Annotated in this window: 22 protein-coding genes; 8 read left to right on the top strand and 14 right to left on the bottom strand. The window is 66.8% G+C overall.

Annotated elements, in window-relative coordinates:
• Positions 1-261: 261 nt before the first annotated feature.
• Positions 262-1452: a hypothetical protein gene (locus BLU27_RS16545; protein WP_092654591.1), complete on the top strand. Its 1191-nt coding sequence runs from the start codon at positions 262-264 to the stop codon at positions 1450-1452.
• A gap of 131 nt (positions 1453-1583) precedes the next feature.
• Here BLU27_RS16545 and BLU27_RS16550 read toward each other — a convergent pair whose 3' ends face one another.
• Both BLU27_RS16550 and BLU27_RS16555 read right to left on the bottom strand, forming a co-directional pair.
• A complete protein-coding gene (locus BLU27_RS16550) occupies positions 1584-2507 on the bottom strand; it encodes a transglutaminase domain-containing protein (RefSeq protein WP_092654592.1) in 924 nt (307 codons plus the stop codon).
• A 487-nt stretch (positions 2508-2994) separates the two neighbouring features.
• The gene (locus BLU27_RS16555; RefSeq protein WP_157728586.1) at positions 2995-5043 is read right to left on the bottom strand and encodes an ABC transporter substrate-binding protein; all 2049 of its coding nucleotides are present in this window, start codon (positions 5041-5043) and stop codon (positions 2995-2997) included.
• Positions 5044-5240: 197 nt separating this feature from the next.
• Here BLU27_RS16555 and BLU27_RS16560 point away from each other — a divergent pair, with 197 nt between their 5' ends.
• From BLU27_RS16560 to BLU27_RS31270, 4 genes are all read left to right on the top strand, one after another.
• On the top strand, positions 5241-5879 hold the full coding sequence (locus tag BLU27_RS16560) for a GntR family transcriptional regulator (RefSeq protein ID WP_241828021.1): 639 nt from the start codon (positions 5241-5243) through the stop codon (positions 5877-5879).
• A gap of 70 nt (positions 5880-5949) precedes the next feature.
• The gene (locus BLU27_RS16565) at positions 5950-8085 is read left to right on the top strand and encodes a beta-galactosidase (protein WP_172804972.1); all 2136 of its coding nucleotides are present in this window, start codon (positions 5950-5952) and stop codon (positions 8083-8085) included.
• A gap of 365 nt (positions 8086-8450) precedes the next feature.
• The gene (locus tag BLU27_RS16570; protein WP_197681460.1) at positions 8451-9272 is read left to right on the top strand and encodes a UDP-glucose dehydrogenase family protein; all 822 of its coding nucleotides are present in this window, start codon (positions 8451-8453) and stop codon (positions 9270-9272) included.
• Positions 9269-9421: a hypothetical protein gene (locus tag BLU27_RS31270; protein ID WP_197681461.1), complete on the top strand. Its 153-nt coding sequence runs from the start codon at positions 9269-9271 to the stop codon at positions 9419-9421. The genes BLU27_RS16570 and BLU27_RS31270 overlap by 4 nt, the downstream gene beginning before the upstream one ends.
• 189 nt (positions 9422-9610) lie before the next feature.
• On the opposite strand, the gene BLU27_RS16575 is transcribed toward BLU27_RS31270, so the two are convergent.
• Together BLU27_RS16575 and BLU27_RS16580 are read right to left on the bottom strand one after the other, a co-directional pair.
• On the bottom strand, positions 9611-10078 hold the full coding sequence (locus tag BLU27_RS16575; RefSeq protein ID WP_092654596.1) for a YkvA family protein: 468 nt from the start codon (positions 10076-10078) through the stop codon (positions 9611-9613).
• Positions 10079-10096: 18 nt separating this feature from the next.
• Positions 10097-10723, bottom strand: coding sequence for a Chromate resistance protein ChrB (locus tag BLU27_RS16580; RefSeq protein ID WP_197681462.1), 627 nt, complete (start codon positions 10721-10723; stop codon positions 10097-10099).
• Positions 10724-11001: 278 nt separating this feature from the next.
• Here BLU27_RS16580 and BLU27_RS30905 point away from each other — a divergent pair, with 278 nt between their 5' ends.
• On the top strand, positions 11002-11130 hold the full coding sequence (locus BLU27_RS30905; RefSeq protein WP_277869236.1) for a hypothetical protein: 129 nt from the start codon (positions 11002-11004) through the stop codon (positions 11128-11130).
• An 89-nt stretch (positions 11131-11219) separates the two neighbouring features.
• Here the strand turns inward: BLU27_RS30905 and murJ are convergent, their stop codons facing one another.
• A complete protein-coding gene (gene murJ / locus BLU27_RS16590; RefSeq protein ID WP_092654598.1) occupies positions 11220-12776 on the bottom strand; it encodes a murein biosynthesis integral membrane protein MurJ in 1557 nt (518 codons plus the stop codon).
• Between the two features lie 457 nt (positions 12777-13233).
• Here murJ and BLU27_RS16595 point away from each other — a divergent pair, with 457 nt between their 5' ends.
• Positions 13234-13884 carry a hypothetical protein gene (locus BLU27_RS16595; RefSeq protein ID WP_241827469.1) on the top strand — a complete coding sequence of 217 codons (651 nt, stop codon included), beginning with the start codon at positions 13234-13236 and terminating at the stop codon, positions 13882-13884.
• Between the two features lie 96 nt (positions 13885-13980).
• Here BLU27_RS16595 and BLU27_RS16600 read toward each other — a convergent pair whose 3' ends face one another.
• From BLU27_RS16600 to BLU27_RS16615, 4 genes are all read right to left on the bottom strand, one after another.
• Positions 13981-14304 (bottom strand): GYD domain-containing protein, encoded by a 324-nt coding sequence (locus BLU27_RS16600; RefSeq protein WP_092654599.1) that lies wholly within the window; start codon positions 14302-14304, stop codon positions 13981-13983.
• A gap of 8 nt (positions 14305-14312) precedes the next feature.
• Positions 14313-15302 (bottom strand): alpha/beta hydrolase, encoded by a 990-nt coding sequence (locus BLU27_RS16605; RefSeq protein ID WP_197681463.1) that lies wholly within the window; start codon positions 15300-15302, stop codon positions 14313-14315.
• A gap of 313 nt (positions 15303-15615) precedes the next feature.
• Complete coding sequence (locus BLU27_RS16610) at positions 15616-17016, bottom strand: sensor histidine kinase (protein WP_092654601.1); 1401 nt, start codon at positions 17014-17016, stop codon at positions 15616-15618.
• Positions 17017-17354: 338 nt separating this feature from the next.
• Positions 17355-18041, bottom strand: coding sequence for a response regulator transcription factor (locus BLU27_RS16615; protein WP_092654602.1), 687 nt, complete (start codon positions 18039-18041; stop codon positions 17355-17357).
• 102 nt (positions 18042-18143) lie between these two features.
• Here BLU27_RS16615 and BLU27_RS16620 point away from each other — a divergent pair, with 102 nt between their 5' ends.
• Positions 18144-18605: a hypothetical protein gene (locus tag BLU27_RS16620; RefSeq protein WP_157728587.1), complete on the top strand. Its 462-nt coding sequence runs from the start codon at positions 18144-18146 to the stop codon at positions 18603-18605.
• An 11-nt stretch (positions 18606-18616) separates the two neighbouring features.
• Here the strand turns inward: BLU27_RS16620 and BLU27_RS16625 are convergent, their stop codons facing one another.
• From BLU27_RS16625 to BLU27_RS16645, 5 genes are all read right to left on the bottom strand, one after another.
• A complete protein-coding gene (locus tag BLU27_RS16625; RefSeq protein WP_092654604.1) occupies positions 18617-19459 on the bottom strand; it encodes an amidohydrolase family protein in 843 nt (280 codons plus the stop codon).
• Complete coding sequence (locus BLU27_RS16630) at positions 19456-20646, bottom strand: mandelate racemase/muconate lactonizing enzyme family protein (protein WP_241827470.1); 1191 nt, start codon at positions 20644-20646, stop codon at positions 19456-19458. Before BLU27_RS16630 ends, BLU27_RS16625 begins: the two co-directional genes overlap by 4 nt.
• Positions 20643-21950, bottom strand: coding sequence for an aspartate aminotransferase family protein (locus BLU27_RS16635; RefSeq protein ID WP_241827471.1), 1308 nt, complete (start codon positions 21948-21950; stop codon positions 20643-20645). The genes BLU27_RS16630 and BLU27_RS16635 overlap by 4 nt, the downstream gene beginning before the upstream one ends.
• Positions 21951-22061: 111 nt before the next feature.
• On the bottom strand, positions 22062-23216 hold the full coding sequence (locus tag BLU27_RS16640; protein WP_092654606.1) for a Gfo/Idh/MocA family protein: 1155 nt from the start codon (positions 23214-23216) through the stop codon (positions 22062-22064).
• A 392-nt stretch (positions 23217-23608) separates the two neighbouring features.
• Positions 23609-24247: a GNAT family N-acetyltransferase gene (locus tag BLU27_RS16645; protein WP_157728588.1), complete on the bottom strand. Its 639-nt coding sequence runs from the start codon at positions 24245-24247 to the stop codon at positions 23609-23611.
• Between the last annotated feature and the right edge of the window lie 3 nt (positions 24248-24250).

Raw genomic sequence — 24250 nt, forward strand, 5'->3', positions numbered from 1 at the left:
TGCACGGGGATCCCGCCCCCAGCTCCGCCTCTCATGGGCACATCGTAGGCCCGACCACCGCAGGGATGTCATCGTTGACAGCCAACGTCAACGTTGACATGATCACGAGCATCCAGGCCGCGCACCAGATCGCCTTCTTCGAGCAGTCGAGCGGGATCTGGCTGCGTCATCCAATGTCAACGGTGACATTGATGACTCCAGGCATCCAAGGCGCAGCGGCGCAACTCGTGCGTGCGGTTGGGGTCGGAGGAGACACAGGCTATGAACGCGTTCCCGCGAAGAGCACTAGGTGCCGCGCTGCTCGCCGGCGTTGCCGGGGTGGCCCTCGTCGTGCCACCCGCCGCGGCAGCCACCACATCCAACGACGCGGTGAAGCCCGACAGCGTGACCTCATGTGCCGGCCCTACCGGCCAGCGCAGTGGGACGCCCGTCGCGAACGAAGACGAGCAACTGACGCAGGCGTTCCGCGCGTTCGGCAACTCGGGTGGAGGGTGGTCCAACGGACGCGGATGGGCAGCTTCCGATGGCGTCTACTCCACTGAGCTGCCCGGCCATCGGATCGTGTGGTTGATGAACGACACCTTCCTTGGTCCGGTCAACGCCGACGAGAGCATGACCGATCCCGGCTTCATCCATGGTTCGATCCTGACCGCCGACGACGACGGGAAGCCGACCAACACGATCACCGCAGGCACCCACGACGCGCCCGAATCGATCGCCTCGCCACCCGGCGCGGTCAACGGCGACCCGTGGTACTGGAACACCGACGGCATCGTCGATGGCGGCCTGTTGCGCGTCTTCCAAGCCAGAACCGGCCAGACCGACGATCCGCCGCCGTTCAACTTCGGCTGGCTCGGCACCGACATCGTCACGTACTCCGCCGACTTCAAGGTCGAGAAGGTCACTCACACCTACGGCAAGCCCGGGGGAGTGAACTGGGGCAACGAGCTCACCAGATGCGGCGGATACATCTACATCTACGGCGTCAAGGACAGTGCCATGCACGTCGCCCGGGCCAGAGTCGGCCACCTGATCGACAACGACTGGCAGTTCTGGACCGGCAGCGCCTGGTCCACCGATCCGGAATCCTCGACCGCTGTCACCGGTGACGTCGGCGCCTCCTACAGCGTCACTCCGATGAACGGTGAGTTCGTACTCACCACGACGTCGGCCAACATCTTCCTCGACCATCAGATCTACGTTGCCACTGCACCAACCCCGGTTGGGCCGTTCACCCACCGCACCGCGGTCTATACGGCACCCGAGGCACAAGTCGCCAACATCCTTGCGCCGTACAACGTCGCCGCCCACCCAGACATCAGCAAGCCAGGCGAGTTGATCATCTCCTACAACGTGAACAGCCTGGTCGGCGCCGACCTGCTGGCCAACGCCAACAACAACCGACCCCGCTTCGTCTCGATCAGATTTGAGCCAGACCGGTCAAACGGCTGATAGGAGCAGGTCGAGCAGCCGCTGCAGCCCTGCGACGATTTGTCGAGCAGCCTGGCCGCTCGACCCACACTGCCGCATGAACACCTCATCTCAGTATGCGAAAGAGTGACAGGCTGTCCCCGCCAGTTCACTCAGCCGGCCTGCTCCGGCTCCACGAGGTTGGCTGTGATCGGCGCATCGCCGTACGGGGAGTACTGCGTCACGGACCTGCCGGGGTGCAGCCGCTTGTCACCGCGATACCGCTCCCGCAGGAGGACGTCGGGCGAGTTCGAGTCGGCGGGTGGGCCAGTGGACCCCACCGAGATCAACTGGTCGGCGAGGTCGTCGAGGAGTTCCAGTGTGGCGTCGTCGGGACCGCCGGGCAAGCTCATGGCACCCCACCAGTCCCACAGCAGCAACTCGTCGCCGTAGCGGTGCGCGAGTTGCAGCAGCACGTAGTTGTGGATGAACCACATTCCGCCGAGCTCCGACCCTGGGCCGGTCCCGAACTGGTTCGGGTTCAAGGATCCGGTACGACATCCCTTCCAAACTTCGGCCGCGGTGCGGAACGGAGCATCGGCGCCAGCCGGGACGTCGTGTGGTGTCGGCAGGCCGTCCATCGGCTCGGGGATCTCCGGGTCGAACCGCACCCATCGCTCCAAGCGGGCGTCGTACGCCTCCACGATCACATGGTCGTTGCTGTAGCCCTGCCCGGAGTAGTCGGAGAACCCGACCAGCGAGCGCGCCGGAATGCCGTGCTGACGCAGGACGCCGACGCAGAAGAGGGTGTGGTCGCGGCAGCAACCCTGAACCCGCTCGGTGGGCTCGCGAAACTCCGTGAGCGGCTTCCCGTGACGCTTCTGGTCTGTCTCCAGCATCGCCGCGAGCCAGCGACTGTTGACGTCCTTCCGGGTGGCTGCGGGGAGTTCGTGTCCCGACGCTCGATAGTGCACGATCACGTTCCGTGCCACCGCCGACAAGCCCGGTATGTCGGTGGGCACGGCGTCCAGCAGCGACGCGAACCTACCTGGGTCGGAGTACCGCGAATGCCTGCTCCAGTCGCCCGTCTCGGCCATGCTGCCGAACCTAGAGCCTGCGACCGGATCAGCGCCAGGTCGCGCGGCCTCGACGTGCGGAGCGGTTCGCTCCAGCGCCGCAGGTGGATCGGCCGGGGCATCGCGAGTACGCGGGTGCTGATGATCCCTTGTGATCGTCACTCCCGTCCACCACTTCGCCCTTGACTGCTGGTGGCCTCACTCGTCGGCGCATCGGATTCCGTGGCTTCTGACGAAGGTGCGCACCTGGGCGGATTGGAGCTTGAGGTGCGTCACGCTCTGGCCGAGGACGTCCGCCCGCGAGGTCCCGCCGTTCCTGTGTGGTTCGGGGTTTGCGCGGCGCGGACCGCTGGGTCATCGAAGGGCCGCCCGCCGCACCGGCACCGCTTCGTCTCGCGTCTCGCGGGCGAGGAGGTGGTCGACGCCGATGCGGGCGGCGTAGCTTCGGTTGTGTTCGGGGTGCAGCGCGAGGCAGGCCACCGCCCCCGTCGTGGCCGGTCTCCGCCGGTCAGCGTGACCTGGTTGTGTAGAACTGCTCGGGATTGGACGGCGCGGGGTTGGGATAGATGTAGGAGTTCGGCATCGACTCCGGGACGTTGTGGAAGTCGTTTCGGACGATGCCGTAGCCGTCGACGGGTACGCTCACGCCCAGGACGTAGAACTCGTCCGCGGCGATCTGCAGGATCTCCTCCATGAGGCTCTTGCGGCGATCGGGTGCGACCGTGAGCGTCAACTCGTCGTACAGCTTCATCTGCCGCCTCGCCGGCTCCGGCGGTGTCTCCAGCGGTCCGCTCGGTTCGACTCCGGGTAGCCGGCGGTACCACGCCTGCCAGGCCGAGGCGTACACGGAGTTTCCGTCGAACGGAAAGTAGTAGCGCGGATCGAGCACCACGGCCTCGCTGACACCCCCGCCGAACCGGTGGATAGTGGCGTCGAAGTCAGCGTTCGTCCGTACGCGCTCCTCCCACAGGGACCGGTCCATGGCGGTGACGTGCACGTCGACACCGACCGCCTTCCAGTGCGCCTGTAGAAGCTGGGCCATGTCGACGAAGATCGGGCGCCCGTTGTCCAGGTCGATCCCGATGGTGACACGCTTGCCGTCGGGGCCCAGGCGGAAGCCGCTTCCGTCGCGTTCGGTCAGGCCAGCACGGTCGAGGTGATGGTTGGCCTTTCCGAGGTCGTGCTCGAGGTACTGCGTCGCCAGTTGTTCGTTGTAGTACTCCGAACCGGGAAGCGGGGCGACCTGAAACGGCTTTCCCTGCCGGAGCAGCACGATGTTGATGATCTCCTGGCGGTTCAGGGCGTGCGACAGCCCGATGCGGAAGTCCTTGTTGCCGAAGACCTTCCGCTTCGCCGGGTCCTTGTGGGTGAGGTTGAGTTGAATCGTGGCGACGTTCGGCTCGACGGGGGTCGTCTTGTAGAAGTCGTAGCCGCCCTTCTCCCGTCCTCTGGCAAGCACCGGCTTGTTCTCCGGGACTGCGAAGAACTGGTCCTCCATGTCGATCTCGCCATTGACCGCAATCAGGGTCAAGGTGTCGGTGCTGTCTCCCTCGAGGAAGCGGTACTCCAGGCGGTCGAGGTAGGGGAGTTGTCGGCCCTCGGGGTCGACCTTCCAGTAGTACGGGTTGCGTTCGGCGACTGCCCGGCCCGACGCGCCACCGGGCACCTGGGTGAAGGTCCACGGGTGCAGCAACGGCTGGTCGGCAACGGCGTAGCGAACGCTGTCGTCGTCGATCCCGCCCATGCTCTGGAAGAGGTGGACCCAGTCGGGGGCGCCGTGCTTCTTGGCGAGGTCGTCGACGTTGTCGTTGTACTTCTTGTGGAACCTGCTCAGGTAGTGCTTGGCGTACCTCACTGGGGCATCGGCACCTGGCTGGGCGAGCTTCTGCAGGAAGAGCCCATGTGGCCGGGGGAACTGGAAGATCACCGTGTGCTCGTCGAGCTTCACCACCTTGCCGACCTGGTTCTCGACCAGCATCCACGACGGCGGAACAGGCGTCAGCTCCTTGTCTAGGACCACGTCCTCGTACCAGAACATCACGTCGTCGGTGGTGAACGGTCTCCCATCCGACCAGCGCATACCGGCGCGGAGCTTGAAGGTGTACGACCGGCCACCGTCACCGATCTCGAACGACTCGGCCACATTGGGGATCGGTGTGGCCTTCCAGTCGGGGGTCCAGCGAACCAGGCCTTCGTAGCCCTGGAACCGGTTCAGTTGTGAGAAGGAGCCGGACCCGCCCGTCACCCCCATTCGCCAGGACCCGCCGTAGGTGCCAACCCTGTCGGCCGGTCGCACCACCATCGGCGTGGCTGGAAGGCGTTTGGCGACAGGTGGCAGGTCGCCGCTCTTCACTCGGCCGGCGAGCATGGGTGCTTCCTTGTCCCCGCGCGCGGCCGGGCCGCCTCCCCGGTCCTTCTGGTTCGGCTTGGTGGAAAGGGCTTCGCAGCCGGTGAGGGAGGCCCACGCGAACAACCCCAGTGCGCCCGCGCCTGCACTCACGAAGCGGCGGCGGCTGATGGGAAAGAGGGATCTACCACTGCTCGGTTCTTCGCTCACGTCGTGGCTCCTGACTTTCCGAGCGCGCGAAAACCCAAGATCGCTTCGGAACGTACTGTGCGTATGTTTGTCAGTCAATTTGTCATGTCTGGCAAGTTGCGGACATGGTCAGGCCGTCGCAGTGAGTGCTCTGCGACCATGGACCGGCGCGCACATGGCAGGAGGAACGCATGCGAGAGACGCTCCGTACCGTGTCTATGATCGACGCCGTGTGCGACGCGATACGCGAACGCATCCTCGGCGGACAGCTCGATCCGGAGGAAGTGCTCTACGAACAAGCGACCGCGGACCTTTACGGCGTCTCCCGGCCGACCGCCAAGGCAGCCATCGACAGGTTGGTGAGCAGCGGTCTTCTTCGGCGTTCGGCCAACAAGTCGGCTCGGGTGCCTCGTCTCACCGAGGAGGACGTTCACGACCTGTACGTCAGCCGCCTGATGTTGGAGAGCCAGGCGGTCGCACACCTCGCGGAGCAACGCCTGGATCCGGTCGCGGCGAAGAAGGCGCTGGCCGAGTTCGACCAGGCGGTGAAAGAGGGATCCGTTCAGGGGATCGTGCGTTCGGACATCGCGTTCCACTACGCGTTCGTGGAGCGACTCGGCAGCCCGCGAGTGCTCAGGATGTACGACTCGATCATCGGTGAGGCACACCTGTGCATGGTGGTGAAACAGACCCACCATCTGCTCGGCCCCAGGGTCATCGCAAGGGAACACCGAGAGATCTACGGCGCGGTGGTCGCTGGCGACGCGGCGACGGCGCAGGCGAAGCTGGCGAAGCACCTGAACCGTTCGGAGAACGTGATCCGCTCCCACTTCCGGGAGACCGACACATCGAGGTGACCAAGCGAGGCCGTGGACTCCTGGGGCGCCGCGGTGGCCCCGGAACTCCGCGGTCCGGAGAGAGGTGAGCGTGTTGTCATCTGCTGCTCTTCCGGCATTTCCCTATGGTGCTGTCTACTTTCGGAAGACCAACCCGCCCTGCGCCGACTGGGACCGCGACTACCAGACCGCGGCCGACGACGGACACAACGCGTTCCGGCACTGGTTCCTGTGGTCGGCTGTCGAGGTGACGCCGGGGGAGTTCGACTGGTCCGACTACGATCGGCAGCTCGATCTCGCGGCCGAGAACGGCATCCGGACGATCGTCGCCGAGATGATGACCTCGGCGCCGGAGTGGGCCTTCCGGTCGCTCGCGCACGCTCGGTACGTACGCCGCGACGGCACCCCCGTTCGTTCCGGGATGAGTCCGAGCTGCGCGGTCGGCGGGTTTCCGGGACTGTGTCTCGACAACGCCGACGCACGCGAACGCGCCGGTGCGTTCCTCACGGCCCTGGTGACGCGCTACCGCAACCATCCCGGCCTCGGTGGCTACGACATCTGGAACGAGTGCGGATACGCCGAGGACGTCTGCTACTGCCCGGCGACGGCGGCGGCGTTCCGTTCCTGGCTACGGGAACGATACGGTGACCTGCGGACGCTCGGCCAGGCGTGGGGGCGCTACAGCTACGCCGAGTGGGACGACATCGAGCCACCGCGGACGGTCGAGCCGTACGCCGACGTCCTGGACTGGCTCGAGTTCCGTCAGGACAACGCCTACCGCCTCATGCGGTGGCGCGCCGATCTGATCCGCGCGCTCGATCCCGACCATCCCGTCACCGCGCACGGTGTGGCCGGGAGTCTCACCCATGCCGCCCCGCGGGGGACCGACGACTGGCGGGCCGCCGCAGAGGTGGAGTCGTACGGACTGACGTGGGGGTCGAGCCGGCACGGCGACGAACCGTGGAAGCAGATGCACGCCATGGATCTCGTGCGCTCGGCGAGCCGCGGAAAACCGTTCTGGCATGCGGAGGCCTACGCCGGGCCGCTGTGGATGCAGCCGCAGGTGGTGGGAAAGCCGCGCGACGAGGGCCGGATCGCGTCGGTTGAGGACGTCCGCTACTGGAACCTCGCCAGCTTCGCCTGCGGCGCCTCCGGGCTCTTCTACCTGCGCTGGCGGCCGCTGCTCGACGGCCCGTTGTTCGGTGCGTTCGGGGCGTACGGCATGGACGGCTCGCGCACGCCGCGCTCGGACATGGTGTCCCGACTGGCTCGTTGGGCCACTGCGCCCGAGCAGGAAGGGCTGTGGCGATCCCGGCCGGTGCCCGCCGAGGTCGGCATCGTCTACTGTCCGGAGACGCAGATCTTCACCTACGCCCAGCAGCGCAGCACCGACTTCTATGCTCGTGCCGTTCAAGGCGCGTACCAGGGCTTCCTCGCCAACAACATTCAGGCGTCCTTCGTCCACGTCGACGATGTCGTTTCTGCTGCGGCTGACGCCGAGGGCGGTGAGACGCGAATCCCGAGCGTGCTCTACCTGCCGTACCCGGTCATGCTCAACCGCGCGACGACCGAATGCCTCGCAGCCTGGGTGGAGGCAGGTGGCACTCTCGTGACCGAAGGTTGCCCGGGCTATTTCGCGGACCTCGGACGGGTCGGGACTTCGCAGCCGGGCAATGGGCTGGACAAGCTGTTCGGCGCTCGGGAGACCTACGTCGAGTTCACCCCGGACCTGCTCGACGATCTGACTTTCTCGATCGACGGTTCGACGGCGCACGGCGGAATCTTCCTGCAGGCGTACGAACCCACCACTGGCACGCCCGTCGGATGGTACGCCGACGGTCGCGTCGCTGCCGTGGACCACCAGATCGGCGCCGGGCGTACGCGCCTGGTCGGCACGTTCCCCGGTGCGGGTTTCGGACGCCATCACGACCAGGGAACGCGGAGCTACTTCGCCCGCCTGCTGGAATGGGCCGGCGTTCGCCAGCTCGTGCGCGTCAGCGAGTCGCGGGTGATCGCGCGGGTGCACGACGGCGAAGGTGGCCGGTACCTCTGGTTGCTCAATCCCGGCCACGAACCGGTCCGGGTGACCGCTACCCTCGCAGCGCACGTACCCGGGTCAAGCGGGCTCAGCGTGCGGTGGGGCGACCCTGCCCGGGTTGGTCTCGTGGACGGGCGATCGGTCGATGCCACGATCGGGGCCCGCGACGCCGTACTCTGCGAGGTGTGAGCCGGGGCGCGGCGACTGCGAGAACCACGGCAGGGCGCTCCTGTTCCATGAACGGTGTCGGGTGCTCTATCGTGGCCACGCGGCCGATCACGCTGGCCGGACTCCGAGCCGTACCCCACCCACGCTGGGTTGCGGTGACGAGGACAAGGGTCACCGACTCGCGTGCTGCGCGCCGCATGGGATTGTCTCCGTCATCTGAGCCGGTGAGCGTGGGTCGTCGGCTGACAGGATGACGTCATGACAGCGGAAAGGCCCGCAAGAAGGCGATTCGCGCCCGCGTCGCCGCGACCGGTGACTCCTACACCCGGGCCCGCAGGAAGATTGCCGGTTCGCCCGGCAGGACTCGCCAACCACGTCGCGTCGCGGTGTTCGGCGCCGGCTACATCGGTCTGGTCACCGGTGCCTGCCTCGCCGAGCTGGGTCACCAGGTCGTCCTGCGTGACATCACGCCGGAGAAGATCCGGATGCTGCACGCCGGCGAAGTCCCCATCTTCGAGCCCGGCCTGGGCGACCTCCTGGCCGCCAACAAGGAGCGGCTGTCGTTCACGATCGATGCGGCCGAAGCAGTACGAGACGCCGATGTCGTGTACGTGTGCGTCGACACGCCCCCGACGGCGTCCGGTGATGCGGACCTGTCCCGAGTCTGGGCGGTCGTCGACTCGCTCAAGGGGGTGAGTTCGGAACGGCTGGCGGTGCTCGTCATGAAGAGCACTGTGCCGGTCGGCACGGGGGACCGCGTTCGCGCCGCGATGGATGAGGCGGGGCTCGCCAACGTCGGTTATGCGGCTAACCCGGAGTTCACTGCTGAAGGCAAAGCCGTGCACACCTTCCTGCACCCGGACAGGGTGGTGATCGGTGCGGCGGAAGCGGAGGCGGCGCGACTCGTGACGGCTCTGCACGAGGGCGTGGACGGTCCTGTGGAAGTGATGGAGGTCGCGGACGCCGAGATGGTCAAGCTGGCCTCGAACGCGCTCCTGGCCACGAAGATCAGCTTCATCAACGAGATCGCGACGGTGTGTGAGGCGACCGGTGCCGATGTCGAGGCTGTCGCCAAGGCCGTCGGGATGGACCACCGCCTCGGCCCGCACTTCCTGAAGGCGGGTCTTGGGTACGGCGGGTCGTGTTTCCCGAAGGACTCCCGCGCGCTGCGGGTGATGGCCAGGCCGGAGCTGACGCGGCGATCGTGATCACCGAGTGGCCGCAGCTGAAGGAGGTCGGCTGGCCAGCGGTACGGAACGCGATGCGTAATCCACTGATCTTCGATGGCCGGAACCTCCTCGACCCGAAGACGATGCGCGGCCTCGGCTTCACTTACGTGAGCGTCGGTCGGCCGTAGGGACTGGGCCGCGGAGTTCACCTGTTCGGCGCTGCACCACCGTGGCGCGCTCCGCTCGGAGTTCGCCAAGGTGGTGCTGCGTGCCGGCACGATCCCCTGGCCGAGTGGGGTGATGTCGCGTGGCAGGGACGGATCTACCACTGACCCGGCTCGCTTGTCGGCTGCCTGTCGAACGCGCTGGGTGGTTGGTCAGGTCGGTTCGTTGTCGAGGTCGACCCGGCGGTCGGTCGGGTGGGGAGGGTTGGCCCCGTTGGCCTGGGTTGGGATTCCGGTGAGCCGGCACAGGGCGGTGAAGCCGTCGTCGGTGCCGGGCCAGTGTCGGCGTACGGCGTCGATGCCGGCGCGACGGACGACCGAGCGGAGTACGGCGGCGACGATGATGGCGTCGTCTGCGTAGCCGAGGACGGGGATGAAGTCGGGAATGAGGTCGATGGGCAGCGCCAGGTAAGCCATGAGCAGGGTGAGCCGGATCCGGACGCCGCCTGGGAGGTCGGCGTCGGTGGCCAGTCGACGCAGAAGGCGGAGCAGGTCGGGCAGGATGCGCAGCGCTTCGGTCAGCAGTGAGCCCTTCGGGCGCAGAACGGCGAGCGCGGCGATGAGGAGCAGCCAGGTGGCGAGTAGGGCGATGCCGATCCCGATGGCGATGTTGATCCACACGTGAGGTTCCCGTCCTGGTCAGTCGTGGGTCGCGGCGGTCGGCTGCTGGTGTGAGGCCTCGGCCCGGTCGCGGCGTGCGGTTGGGGCGGTGTCGTCGGTGTCTTCGGTGTCGGCGTGGAGTGCGGCGGTTTCGAAGTCGGCGAGTGCTTGTCGGCACTGCTCGACTGCTGCGCGTGCCTTGGCGCCGGCCGGGGCGTCGAAGTAGTCGCGGGCCTGGATGGCGGCGAGCCAGCGTTCGAATCGTTCGAGGTCGGCCTCGGACTCCTCGACCTCGGTGTAGGTGGCTTTGCCTCGCGCGGTCTCGGTCTCGATCTCGGTGAGGAACTGGGGTACCCGTTGGAGAACTTCGGCGTACTCCTCGTCACGGCCGGCGCGTTGTTCTTCGACCAGGGCTGCGTGCTCGGTCGGGTCTGTCAGCTGCAGCCGGAGGACGCGGGAGTGTCCCCCCTGGGCGCGGACTCTGGCGTCGAGGCGGGCCACGGCGTTGGCGACGTGGGGGAGGTCGGGCAGTAGGCACACCGACTGTTGGAGGTAGACCGCGCCGAGCTTGCGGAGGTTTCGCCAGACGTGGACCCGTAGGCTCGCGATCTTGCCTGTGGACACGCTGACGAGGAGCCAGGTCTGCTCATCTGGGTCGGCCTGCATGTAACGAACGTAACAGTTGTCTGTTACGCTGGCCAGCGGCACTGGACTGACGGGGACTCCCAGTAGGGCAGGAGGCCTCACCGTGTCCGACCTGGACGTGTCACACGTGTTCGCGGCAGCGCCCGATCGGGTGGCGACCGATCGGGTGGCGGCCGATCGCCGGGAACCGGATCGGATGCTCGGCGGCGTCTGCAAGGCTTGCTCGGTGGCCCGACGTGTATCCGCCCGAATCTCGGTGTCGCACCCGCGCCGCCGAGGGCTGCAGAACGGTCACTGACATGTGGAACGACTTCGACAACATCCTCGAGCTGGTCATCGGGTTCACCGTTGGCGTCGCAGCCTTGTTGATCCTGCTCGGCTGGATCGAGGACCGCCTCAAACGCGACCCGGACCAGTACCCGCGCTAGCGTGTCGTGCCGACCATTCTCCTGGTGATCGTTGCGACGTTCTGTACGGCGCTGCTGTCGGCGGTAGCGGGGTTCGGCCTACTTGCCGATCACCTGGATGGAGCCTTTGTCTGAAGGTGGGAGAGGCTGTCCCGGATATCGGCGAGAGCTGGTGTCCGTACGAGATACAGGACCCCGAGGTATGACGCCAGGCAGACCGAGCTCGTAGTCCCGAGGGCGAGGAGAGCATGTACGGCGTTGCTCACCGGTATCTCCCGTACGACTAGCCAGCAGGCGGCGGTTGAGACTGCGGAAGCGGCCAGGACATCGCGTGTCGTTCGTCCCAGTACACGCAGCCCGACCGCCCGGTGCCGCCGGGCGGTCAGCACGCTGAGTACGGTCGCGGCCAGGAGCATCGACGCCGAGGTCGCGAACGCCAGACCTGTGACGCCGAAGCGGAGGCCGAGTGCGAGGTCGCCCACCACGTTGACGGCCATCGCGCAGAAGCCCGTCCAGACGGGGGTGCGACCGTCGCCGATCGCGAGGCAGGTGCGGGCGACGACCTCGCGCACGGCCAGCGCCACGAGGGAGACCGAGTACGTCGCGACGGCGACGCTGGTGAGAGAGACCGCACGCGCGTCGAAGTTCCCTCGAGCGAAGAGCAGGACGACGACGGGCTTTGCCGCGACCGCGAGCAGGATCACGACCGGACTGACGAGGACGATGACCACACCGAGGACACGGTCGGTTGCCCGGCCGAGTTGCTCCCTCCGCTCCGGCGTCCCGAGCGTGCTGAAAGCTGGGAACAACGTGGTCGTGAACGCGGTGACGATCACCACCTGAACCAAGGTGACCACCCGCCACCCGTAGCTGAGCGCGGCGATGGTCCCGGCGCCCTGTGTCGATCCGACCGCGCGGTCCACGATCGTGTTGAAGTTCAGGAGCGCGTTGCCCACCACCAGCGGAGGCATGAGCACCAACATCTCGCGGAACCCGGGGTCGCGGATGCGCAGCGAAGGCCGCAGGCTCAGCCCGATGCCACGTACGGCAGGCAGCTGGAAGGCCAGCCTGACCGCCGAGCCGGCCACGAACCCGACCGCGAGCGCGGCACCCCCGAACCTCGCACCGAAGAAGCCCGCAGCGGCGATCATGACGATGTTGAACGGAATACCCTGAAGGGCCGCCCAGAAGAACCGGCCGTGTGCCTGGGCGGCACCCGCCAACAGGTTCGTGGCGGCGATGAACAACGTCGCGAGCAGCACGATCCTGGTGAGCCGAACCGCTTCGTCCATGGCCGCCGGGTCGAATCCCGACGCGAGAACAGTCAGTAGAGGTCTTGCCGCGAGGAACATGATCACAGACCCCGCGAGCAGCACCAGCGTGGTGACGGTCATGGCCACGCGAACTGTCCGTTGGGCCCCGCGAGAGTCGCTCGCGTCCGCGGCCCGGGACACGGTGGGAATGATGGCACGCGACATGGCGCCTGATATCAGCCCGAGGACAAGGTTCATGAGGCCCTGTGCCACCAGAAAGGCGTCGACCGACGATGACGTGCCGAACACCGCTGCCATCACAGCGTCGCGGGCGAAGCCGAGCACCTGACTGACGCTGGTCAGTACCGCGATGAGCACGGTAGCGCGGACCACGGCTCTGCGGGTTGTGGTCATTCTGACGTGCCCCGGACGGATGCCGGGCCCCGCCCGAACCCAGCCGCAGGCCCCGGTATGCCGACCGGGGACGCGGCTGCCATCGATGTCACCTCTATGCACTTTCCGATAGCGCCCGACTCAAAACAGCCACCATGCGAACCCGGTCTGGCGCTGTCGGTCGCCGTGGACGGACTTCATGCCGGCAAAACGTCGCGCCAATTCGCGCCCTTCAACTGTCGCGGAAGTAGGGGGAGGGGGACCGGCCAATAATGCCCTGCACAATAATGCCCTGCACAATAATTCCCTCTACATTTGTCGCCGCAGCCATGCGAAAAAGCCCGTGCAGATTACGAAATCGCCGATTAGTTGACTCTCAGGCCTCATCTAGCCAGCAGTACTTAGGCTGCCCCTGGAAACTGGTACTCCTTGTATGAGGTGACAAATGGCAGTCGGCCAAGAAGCAGATCAATCGAGCGTGATCATCGTGGATGATCGTAGCTACCTGCGAAAACTCGTTCGGACTCGCTGGCTCGACGAGCACGACGACCTGGTCGCTGTCCTCCTCGAGTACGGCTGCGACCGCCACCCCGAGGACACCATCGTGGTGAGCGAGACAGTTTCTCTTCTCCTCACCGGTCGGTCGCTACTGGTGGAGAGTTTCCAACCGCGGTGGGATGCCAGGCTGCTTGCCCGGTTCGTCCGACCCCACCACGACACGCTTGGGCTGTCCATCCCGAGCAAGATGCAGTGGGTGCTGCACACCGTGGGCAGACCCCGGATCTACACCGCGGCAGTCGCAGCGGCTGTGACTAGGCTGTTCGGAGTCCAGGGCACCTTCTACCGGATCGCTGGTGACCCGGCACGACAGATCGACGGTGGATGCCCGCCGTATCAGGACCGACTGCTGCCGCCATTCCACCCGGCCGAAGCGGTCGAACTGTGCAACGAACTCCAGACAAAGCTCGGCAACCCCGTCGCCATCGCCGACATCAACGACTTCGGCGGCTCGATCCGGGCCGTGTCCAGCAGGTCTTTGCCGGCAACGACGCTCAAGCGGGTACTCGCCGACAATCCAATGGGCCAACTCCGACGCGGCACACCGTTCATCCTGGTCCGCGCCACCTGACACTCGCTTTCGCCCAATGACGCACCTGACACAGGGCTGTGTGATCAATCCGATCACTGCGTACCGGCCTCGGTCACCCGATGAGTGGTGTGTCGGTTATTGTGAGCCCGGCGGCCGGTAGTTGGTCGAGCGCTTTGAAGCTTCGTCGATCTGCTCCGGTGTCAGCAGCACGGTCGTTCTCACGGTGGCGCCGCCCGCTGCGTCCACGACCATCGCCACCGCTGCGGCCGCCTCGTCGTCGGGCAGGTCGAGGATGGCGAGTACGTCGTGCTTGCCGAAGCAGAAGTAGTAGGCCTCGAGCTTGCCGCCGAGGCTGCGAGCCAGGTCCGAGATGGCGTCTCGCCGGGCGATGCCTCCCTTGCTCCGGACTCCATCGGCGCCCTCACGGGTGTATGTCGACTGGGTGAGGTACTTCGGCATGTCCCCCCTTACGTTGTTCGGGTGGTGATCATCGGCCCGCCTCGGCCGTCGTCCTGGGCACGCGGTCGCAGGTGCTGCGAGAACCAGTCGACGGCGGCGCGAGCGGCGCGGTCGAGCTGGTCTGTGTAGGCGGCGAAATGACCGCCGGGGAAGAGGTCGAGCCGCTTCGGTTCGCCGGCGCGGTTGTAGGCCCCCAGCGCCAGGTCCGTCGGGGTCACCGTGTCGCTGTCGCCGACGAGCATCAGCAGGGGCGTCGGCGCGACCCGCTCGATGAACGAGCCGGGCTCGTACTCGGAGAACAGTTCGAGTGATCGCAGAGTGATCTCGTTACGCCACCTGCGAAATCGCCACTGGTCCTCCGGAGGTGACATCCGCCCGGTGAAGAACTCCCACGCGTCGGGGCTCGCGTGGGAGGCAGCGCCACCTGCCGCCGGGTCCGCAACCATCGGCACCATCTTCGGCGGTCCACCGCGGTAGCGCTCGAGGCGGTCGGCGTCGAAGGCGCGGCGCTGGCCCGCCAACGCCTGTGGCGGGATCCTGCGCAACGTCGACTCCCATCCGCTGATCGTCGGCACCTGGGAAACGACGCAGCCGACCCGACGATCAATCGCGCCCACCACGATCACGTGCCCGCCCGCGTAGCTCGATCCCCACACTCCGACACGGCCCGGATCGACGCCATCGAGGGTCTGGGCGAAGGTGATCGCATGACGGTAGTCCCGCACCTGTACCCACGGATCGAGCTCCTGGCGTGGCTCCCCGTCGCTGTCGCCGAAGTTGCGGTGGTCGTATGCGACCACGGCGTACCCGGCGCTCGCGACCGCAGCTGCGTACTTGTCGAGGTAGAACTCCTTGAGACAGTTGTAGCCGTGCGCCATGACCACCACCGGGGCCGTCGAGCCGCCTGGCTTGGGGCGATAGAGCCAGCCGCGCAGCGTGGCGCCCTCGGCGTCGAACTCGACGTCGCCTCTGTCGTAGGTGGCGCTCTCCTCGGTCACGGCAGAAATCCCGGCAGGCGAATAGTTTGCGCCCATCTGAACAGGGTGTGTCGGAAGCAACCATTCCGCATCCCCTGTCGGCACCCCGAATCCGGGACCGAAGCCCGTAAGGTCACGATGGAACGAAGTTCGCAGACGGTGAAACCTGCGCCATCGTTGTGTTCCAGTGACAAGCTCACCTTGTCAAGGACGGGCCGGTCAGCCGGTCGCCGGTTCGCCCATGCCGGCAGGGCGGGCTTGCGTCGTCAGCACCTCGATAGGACTAATCGCCGTCCGGTTTGAACGACACCCGCTCAGGATGAGGGGCCTCCTCCTATCGTGGACGCGCTGGACGCGCTGGACGCGCTGGACGCAATGGCCAGAGGCTTGCCGTGGCCGCTGTCATGTCCGCGTCATGACGCCGAGGGGGGCCGAGGTCGATGGTGATCTCGGCGCCGCCGGCGGGCGCTTCGCTGAGCCGGAGCGTGCCGCCGCTGGCGTTCGCGGCGCGCCGTACGATGTCGAGGCCGAGTCCGGTCGAGCCGGCACCGCTGGCGCCGCGGGTGGTTGGATCGCCGCTGCTGGACGAGAGTCCGGGACCGGCGTCGCGTACGACCAGCCTGGCGCCGCCGGAAGGCCGAGCAGACAGCTGCACGGCGAACGGTGTTCCATCCGGGGTGTGCGCGAAGACGTTACCCAGTACGGCGTCCGCGACGGCTGCGAGATCGGCTGCCGGCAGCGCGACGCATATGGGACCGTCGTGAAGACCGGGTAGGTCGAGCTCGACTGTCCGGTCGGTGTCGTCTGCGAGGGCCGACCAGAATTCCACGCGGTCGCGGACGACTGCGGCGGCGTCGCACGTCCTGGGAGAGCTGCCAGGTGTATCGGCCGAGGCGGATTCGGACCGGCGGGCGTCACGGATCGCCTGGTCGACCGCGCGCTCGAGCGCGTCGAGGTCGCTCCCGATCCGCTCGGCCTCTTGCGGATCGCGAAGAGACTCGGCGTCCAGGCGCAGGGCGGTCAAGGGCGTTCGTAGCCGGTGCGACAGGTCAGCGGCCGTTTCGCGTTCGGCTCGGAGCAGCTCACGGATCCGCGAAGCCAGGTGGTTGAGGGCGGTCGCGACGTCGCGGATCTCCGGAGGACCGGCCGCCGCCCGGGCTCGGGCCTCCAGGTCGCCGCGGGCGAGGCGGTGCGAGACTCGAGCGGCCTCCGTGATCGGTCCGACCATGCTCACCGCCAACCGGTCGGCTACGACGACACCCACAGCGACCAGCATGATTCCCAGACCCAGCAGGATCAGCCAGATCGTGGTCACGCCGCGGCGTAGGTCGGACTTGGGCACGACCGTGGCGATCACGGCCGGCCCGGTCGGCGCGCCCTGCACCGACACCAGGATCTGCTGACCTGCGGGCACGTCGACCGAGAGGCTCCGACCGCGTGCGGCCAACTCGACTGCGGGGGTACGAGCCACGGGTGCGCCGAGGACGGTTCCGTCCCCGAGAAGCACGGTGACAGGGTGCTCCGCCGTTGCGTTCACCTGCTCGACGGTGAGCCTGAGCGCGTCCGTGCTGGTGGCCGTCGCGACAGCCGAGGTCAGGGACTGCAGCTGGGAGATCGCGGCATCCAGGGCGCGGTCGGCCGCCACTGTCCGGACCAGAAGCGCCAAAGGCACCAGGAAGGCCACGAGCACGAGCGAGGTGATGGCCGCGGCCAACAGCGCCAGTCGTCGTCTCATGTCACCCCGCTCCGATCGGCTGCTCCCGCCCGACGATCAGTGCGGGGGGTCGGGTGTTTCATAAGTGGCGCCGGTGGAGCGAGCGGTCCATCCGCGTGTGGCTGGCTGTCGGCACCCATGTGAATCTCCCCAGACCTGCGCGCCGAAATCCCACCCGCGTGGCTCCCCGCATACTCCCCGCTCTCAGGTCCACCTGATCGCCGCCTGTTCGGCGAACACCATCAGGGCTGGTGAGGCGGAGGAAAGACAAGCCCATAGCGGCTTGTACGGCGCCGACGGCAACGCTGCCAGGCACGAAGCGGGGGACCGCGACTCAGGCGGTGGTTGTGAAACTGTCCCTAGTGCTCGGGAGCCACAAGCTTCACTCCGACGCCGCGCATCGTGTGCAGATATCGCGCCGAGGCCGCCGTCTCACCGAGCCTCCGGCGCAGCCAGGCCACGTGGACATCGACGGTCTTGTCCGCCCCGCCGTACGGGATCTGCCAGACCTCCGCGAGCAGTTCGCGTTTGCTCACCACCGTCCCGGCACGGGTGGCCAGGTAGAGGAGCAGATCGAATTCTCGTGGCCTCAACGTCAACGCTCGCCCGTCCAACGAGACCTCACGGGATCGCGGGTCGACCCGCAGGCCGCCGACCTCGACCGCCCGGTCCTCGGTGTCCGGCCCGGGCGCGCGTCGCAACACCGCTCGGATCCGAGCGTCAAGTTGTCCCGCGCTGAACGGTTTGACCAGGTAGTCGTCGGCGCCGCGGTCGAGCAGCCGTACGATCTCGCTCTCCGTGTCCCGGGCGGTCGCGACGATCACTGGGGTACTACTGACCGCGCGCAGCATGCGGAGCATCTCCGCGCCGTCGACATCCGGGAGCCCGAGATCGAGAACCACGAGATCGAGGCGATCGTCCAGTGCAGCCCGCAATCCGGACATCGCATCGGCCGCCGAGGCGACCGCGTGACCCCTCTCGGACAGCGCGCGACTGAGCGCGACCCGGATCGTCGCGTCGTCCTCGACCAGCAGCACCTGTGCCACGCCTGCACGCTAGCCGACAGGCCGGCCAAGCTCATTTGCCCACGCCTGTTCCTACCATTCGTTTAGCCAACCGTTAGCGTCCCGGCTGTCACACTGACGAACGTGAACGTACTGTCCCGTCGTGCGCGTTCTTTGCTCACCGTCGTCGGCTGGCTGGCCACCGCGGCCGGCGCCGCGACAGTGGGCACGTTCGTGGTTGGCGCGGCCAGTTCGAGCATTCTCGGCGGGACCACCGTGCCCCTCAGCCAAGATCAGGTCACCCGGGCCCTGGCGGCCGCTACCGCGAATCCGACCGTGCCCTCGGCCACCTCAGGTCCCGCCCAGGGCACTACGCGCGCGCTCGGGACGCCTGGCGGGAGCGTGATCGCACGCTGCTCGGACGACCAGGTGACGCTGGTCTCCTGGAGCCCCGCGCAGGGGTACGACACCGATGACGTCTGGCGCGGTCCCGCCACCACAGCCAGCCTGACGTTCGAAAACTACGAAGCCGAGCTCGACGTCCAGGTCACCTGCAGGGCAGGCGTGCCGGTCGCCCGCACCGACAATGACACCGACAGCAACTGACCGTTACAGGGTCACTCCAGCCTGAGGAGCTTCAGAGCGGGCTGGTCGATGATCCGCTCAATCTTGTCCGGGTCGAGCGGGGGAAGGCCGGGAATGCCGGGGACCCTGGCAACCGCACGGAGACCGTCGATGGAGTCGTTCACGGTGGTGAAGGGGTAGTCGCTTCCGAAGAGAAGCTTGTGGGTGACTCCATAGTCCTGGGCGAGCCGGAGGCTGTGCCACAGCTGGAACGGCCTGTAGTGCAGGGCGGACACGTCGGCGTAGACGTTCTGGTGCTTGCGGATCACGGCGAGGCACTCACCCTCGTACGGGTGGCCCATATGCGCGAGCACCATGGGTAGCTCGGGGTGCCGGATCGCGACCTCGTCGAGGTGGACTGGCCGGGCCCAGTGAAGCACCGCGGTCGAGACGAAGGTTGTCCCCGTGTGGACGAGCAGGGGCAGGCCGTGTTCCTCGGCGTAGGCGAAGAGTGGATCGTACGCCGGGTCGGCAGGATCGAAGCCGGCATACATTGGCATCAGTTTGATGCCTCGCAGGCCGAGCTCCTGGTGGCCGTAGCGCATCTCGTCCTGCCAGCCGGGCTGGGTCGGGTCGACCGAGAGGTAGCCGATGAGCCGGTCCGGTTCCCGGGCGACGAGATCGCGGATGGAGGTGTCGTCCACCCAGAGCCCACTGCGCCGTGCCTTGCCGCCGATGACGATCGTGCGGGTGTCGGCCGGGCTGGTGTTGCGGTAGTGCTCACGGTGTGTCGTAAGGTCCACTTCACCGCCGTGGGCGCGGGCAGACTCGGAGCGGAACGGCTCGCCGATGTGCTCGGCACACCCGAACGCGTGGCAGTGCACGTCGACGATCATGAGCGATCTCGCCTCTCCCAACCTGGGGCGAACATGTTCCAGAAGCCGGACCGTGGAGGGTGTTCTGCGAAGACGTCGTCGTCGAGCTCGATACCGATGCCAGGCTTGGCCGGCAGCTGGATGCGACCGCTGCTGATCGGCAGGGCGCCTCGCAGAGCGTGGGCGACGTAGTCCTCCAGCAGACTGTCGAACGTCTCCAGTACGAGAAGTTGTGGCATACCGAGGGCAGCATGGACGGTCGCCGTCGTACAGAACGGCGAGTTCGAGTTGTGCGGTGCGACCAACATGCCGTGCATCTCCGCAAGAGCTGCGATCTTGCGGATCTCCGTGTAGCCGCCTGCCATGCACAGGTCAGGCTGGATGATGTCGACGGCGTCGCTTGCGAACAGGTGTCGGTACTCGTAGCGATTGTGGAAGTGTTCGCCGCCGGCGATCGGCATGGCTGCGCGCAGGCGGAGCTCTGCGTACCGTTCGATGTGCGTCCACGGCAGGGGTTCCTCGAACCACCCGATGTCGTACGGCTCGAGGTCGCGCACGAGGCGCGAGGCGGTGGGCATGGCAAACCGGGCATGCCCTTCGACGAACAGGTCGACATCCGGGCCCACCGCTTCGCGAACCGCGGCCACGATGTCCAGGGAGAGGGTCCGCTCTTCGCGAGACAGCGCCTCAAGTCCGGTGCCGAAGGGATCGAACTTCAGTGCCGAGAAGCCCCGCCCGACGGTCTCCCGAGCGCGCTTGGCGAACGACTCGGGTGAGCGTTCACCGGTGTACCAGCCGTTGGCATAGACCGGAACGCTGTCACGGCACGCTCCGCCGGTAAGGCGGTACACGGGAACCCCCAGAGCCTTCCCCATGATGTCGTGGACGGCCTGGTCGACTCCGCTGAGTACGATCCCGCCGATGTCACCGCCTCGCAGGAAGTCACCCTGATACATCCGCAGCCATATCTCCTCGACGTCGAAGGGATCGGCTCCGAGGAGGTGTCGTTCACCCATCGCAACAACCAGGTCGCACGCCTGCTTGCCGCGGTAAGGATGGGTGATCTCACCGACACCGGTGAGCCCCTCGTCGGTGTGCAGGCGTACGAAGGAGAAGTCCCGCCAGGCCGTGCCGAGCGTCAGGGTCTCGACCCGGCTGATTCGTCCCGCGTGAGTTGTCGGCCGGCTCCTGTCGACTGTCAGCATCATCGGGTCACCCCACCCATGGTCCTCGCGACGCCGGCCTCCTCGACCCCGTCGAACTGCAGCGTCTCGAGCACAGCTTCGCGGGTTGCCTCGAGGAGCCGATCGACGTCGTCGTCGGTGTGGGCGTACGACACATGGCTGCGCTTGAGTTCGAGAGGGAGTTCGAAGACGCCACGCTTCACCAGTCGACGGCGGTACCCGACGAACAGATCCCCACGGTTTGCCAGTAGGTCTTCGTAGCTTCGCGGCACTCCGCCGGACATGAAGTACGTCACGAAGATGGAGCCGTACCCAGTGACAACGGCTGGTACTCCGATCTCGGCGTACAGGTCGCGCAGCGCAGTTCGGATGCGCCCGCCGAGTCCGAAGATGTGCTCGTGAACCGGCTCGTTGCGTAGCTTCGTCAGCGTGGCGACCGCCGCCGCAACCACGGCCGGCGCCCCGTTGTAGGTACCCGCGAAGAACGCCGGTCCGCCCGGGCGCGAGCTGAACATGTCCATGAGGTCCGCTCGCCCGCCGATGGCGCCGATCGGATAGCCGTTCGCGATCGCCTTGCCCAGGGTCGTCAGGTCGGGAGTGACCCCTGAAATCCGTTGCCAGCCTCCCAGGTCATGCCGGAACCCTGTGATCACTTCGTCGAAGACCAACACACTGCCGTGCTTCTGGGTTGCTTCGCGGAGGGTCTGCAGGAAGGAAGGCGTAGGCAGCAGACATCCCACGTTGTGCGGAACGGGCTCGACGATGACGGCCGCGATGTCTCTTCCGTGGGCCTCGAACGTCCTACGCACCGCATCCTCGTCGTTGAAGGGCAGCACCAGTGTGGCTTCGAGCACCTCGGGGAGAATCCCGGCAGAGATCGGGTCGTGGCGCCCCACACGCCCGGGAGCGGAGATGACGTTGAGGCTTACCGAGTCGTGCCATCCGTGGTAGCAGCCTTGGAACTTCACCACCAGACGGCGCCCGGTCGCGGCTCGTGCCACCCGAAGGGCATGGAAAGTAGCCTCGCTTCCGGTACTCGTCAGGAGGGCCTTTTCGATGCTCGGCACCAGGTCGACGAGGACTTCTGCCAGTTGCACCTCTGCGTCGGTCACACCGACGCCGCACAGGTCGACAGTCCGGGCGGCGTGGGCGACCGCGGCCGCCACGTCAGGATCGTTGTGCCCGAGGATCGGAGGCCCGAACGCAGCGTGGAAGTCGATGTACTCCTTCCCGGTATCGTCCTGGAACCGGGAACCTCTGGCGCGGGTGATCACGAGGTCTTCGAGGCCCGGGATGGAACGCTGACCGCTGTTCACACCGCCCGGCATGACCGAACGCGCCCGTGCGGCGGTCGACTCGGACACCCCTCGACCCGAACAGGAGCTTGCCATCCTGGATCCCTTCTCTTCGTTGCCGCACCCAGTTCCATTCCCCGGGTCTCATGCCAGCGGACTTTCCGTGCCGGGTTCGGTGCCGATGCCGGCGGTGAATTTCGTCGGGTCGGGTACGGCAGTCCAGGTGCCGCCCTGGTGGATGGAGGTCTCGGACACGATTCCGGGGAGGGTCATGTTCAGGGCGGCGTAGACGTCGACGGGTATCGAATCCTCTGGCGGCAGTCCCTCGCGTACGGTTTCGATGAAGTCGAGGATCGGCCAGGCGTCCGAACCCCAGTGCCCTGCGCTGGTTGGTGGTTGTGTGTAGCGGGCGGGTAGGAAGTCGGTGGCGTAGGTCTCCAGCGGTTCCCACGCGCCCTGGGCGCTGCGCCCCCGCACGTACACCCGCGGGGCCTGATCTGTCGCCCGTGCGGCCTCGTAGGCGCCGGTTGTTCCCTGGAGGGAGTAGTAGTCCATCAGGTGTGGCCGGTTGGAGAGCATGTCGAGCCGTGCGCGCAGTAGGGCGCCGCGGCGGGTGCGGGCGAGTAGGAGCACGGTGTCGTCGATCTCGTGCTCGGGTGCGGTGTGGTTTCCCGTGCCCACACAGCTGACGGAGACGATGCGGTCGTCGAACCACTGCAACAGCGGGCCGAGGCTGTGGGTGGGGTAGGTGAATCCGTTGCGGCCTGCCTGCCAGTACGACCGCCAACTGCGTTGCCCGCTTGGCGTGCGCTGCAGGTCGCGGACGTCGTGGAGGTATTCGCCCTCGCCGTAGTAGAGGTCGCCGAAGACGCCGGCCCTGGCCATCGACCGGACGATGAGGTTGGCGCGGATGTAGCAGTAGTTCTCCGCCATGGCGTAGGTGGCGGTGCTCCCGCGGACGGCACCGACGAGCGCCTCACTCTGCGGCAGGCTCACGGCGGCGGGTACCTCCGACAGCACGTGTACGCCGGCTTCGAGCGCGGCGATGGCCTGGGGCGCGTGGTGGTGTTGCGGTGAGGAGAGCACCACGGCGTCGACGCGTTCGAGCAGCTCCTCGAAACTCGTGCAGGCGGCCGGTACGTCGTGTTCTCGGGAGAAGCGTTCCACCGCGGAGGGATCCGGGTCGTAGACGGCTTCCAGCCGAGCCGTCCCGGTCGATTCCGCCGCCCGAACCCCGGCAACGAAACCGGCGCCTCGTGCGGCTCCGGCAATGCCAATCCGAAGTGAGTCTCCGCTCATCGTCCATTTCCTTCGCGGGCCGGGGTCCGAAGTAGGAGAACGTCTCAAGTGCCGTCTGCTGGGAGGACCCACAAGGTCTCCGGCTCAGCCATTGCGTCCCCGAGCAGCGACGGGAGGAGTCGATCCGTCGCCTACGAGGGCTATCCCCACGCCAGAGACCTTCGCTGAGTGGAGGGGATCTCCATTCATTGGGTGCGCCCATTCATGCATGATCGAGCAAGGGGGGTCAAGGAGATCGCGAGCCCGTTCCGGAGACGGTCAGTTGGAGCCTTCATCCATCCCCACCAATGTGACTCCCTCCTGGCCAAGAAGACGTGAGGGTCGTCCGGGCCCGACTACTGGTGGCTGTCAGCCTGTGTTGATGCACCGTGGAACGTGAGGCGGCCGAGAGATCAGTGGCCGACGCCTTGACAGCCGAGCCATTCCTTCGGTGTGAACGGGACCTTGAGTTGGGTGCAGATGGTTCGCCAACGCTCCAGCATGCCTTCGGCCCAAAGGTGCGGAACGAAGCCGACCTCGAGATAGGACTTCAGTGCAGGGAGTCGGAAGTCATCGGTTTGGAGGTAGATGCACCTTGCGCCGGCCTCCAGGAGTCGGGCTGTCGCGACCGCGGTGATGATCCGGCCCAGACCATGCCCGGCGTGGTCTGGGCTCGCAGCGATCCAGCCCACTTCGTAGCCCTCTGGGTACAGGTCTTCGACCGGCCGATGATGCCCCATGCAAGTGGCCACGAGTTGGTCGCTTGCCTCGTGGACGACCACGGTCCATCCGCCTGGAACCACTGTCGTGGTCCAGTGCAGGACCTTCTCGTCGTCCCATGTACCCAGCCCGACCCGTGTCATCAGGCGCAGGAAAGCCTCGGCGTCGTCATCGCCGCCACCTCGCAGTTGGTACCCACGGGGCGCGTGCATCAGTGCGCCGGCTGGTCGGAGGCCGGCCGGCCAGAGCATACGCAACTGGCGGTACGGAGGTTCGTCTGCGGGCGCGACGGATCCGGGCTCAGGAGGAGCGTCGGACTCTTCAGATGTCACGGC

Source organism: Actinopolymorpha singaporensis (assembly GCF_900104745.1).
Lineage (GTDB): Bacteria > Actinomycetota > Actinomycetes > Propionibacteriales > Actinopolymorphaceae > Actinopolymorpha > Actinopolymorpha singaporensis.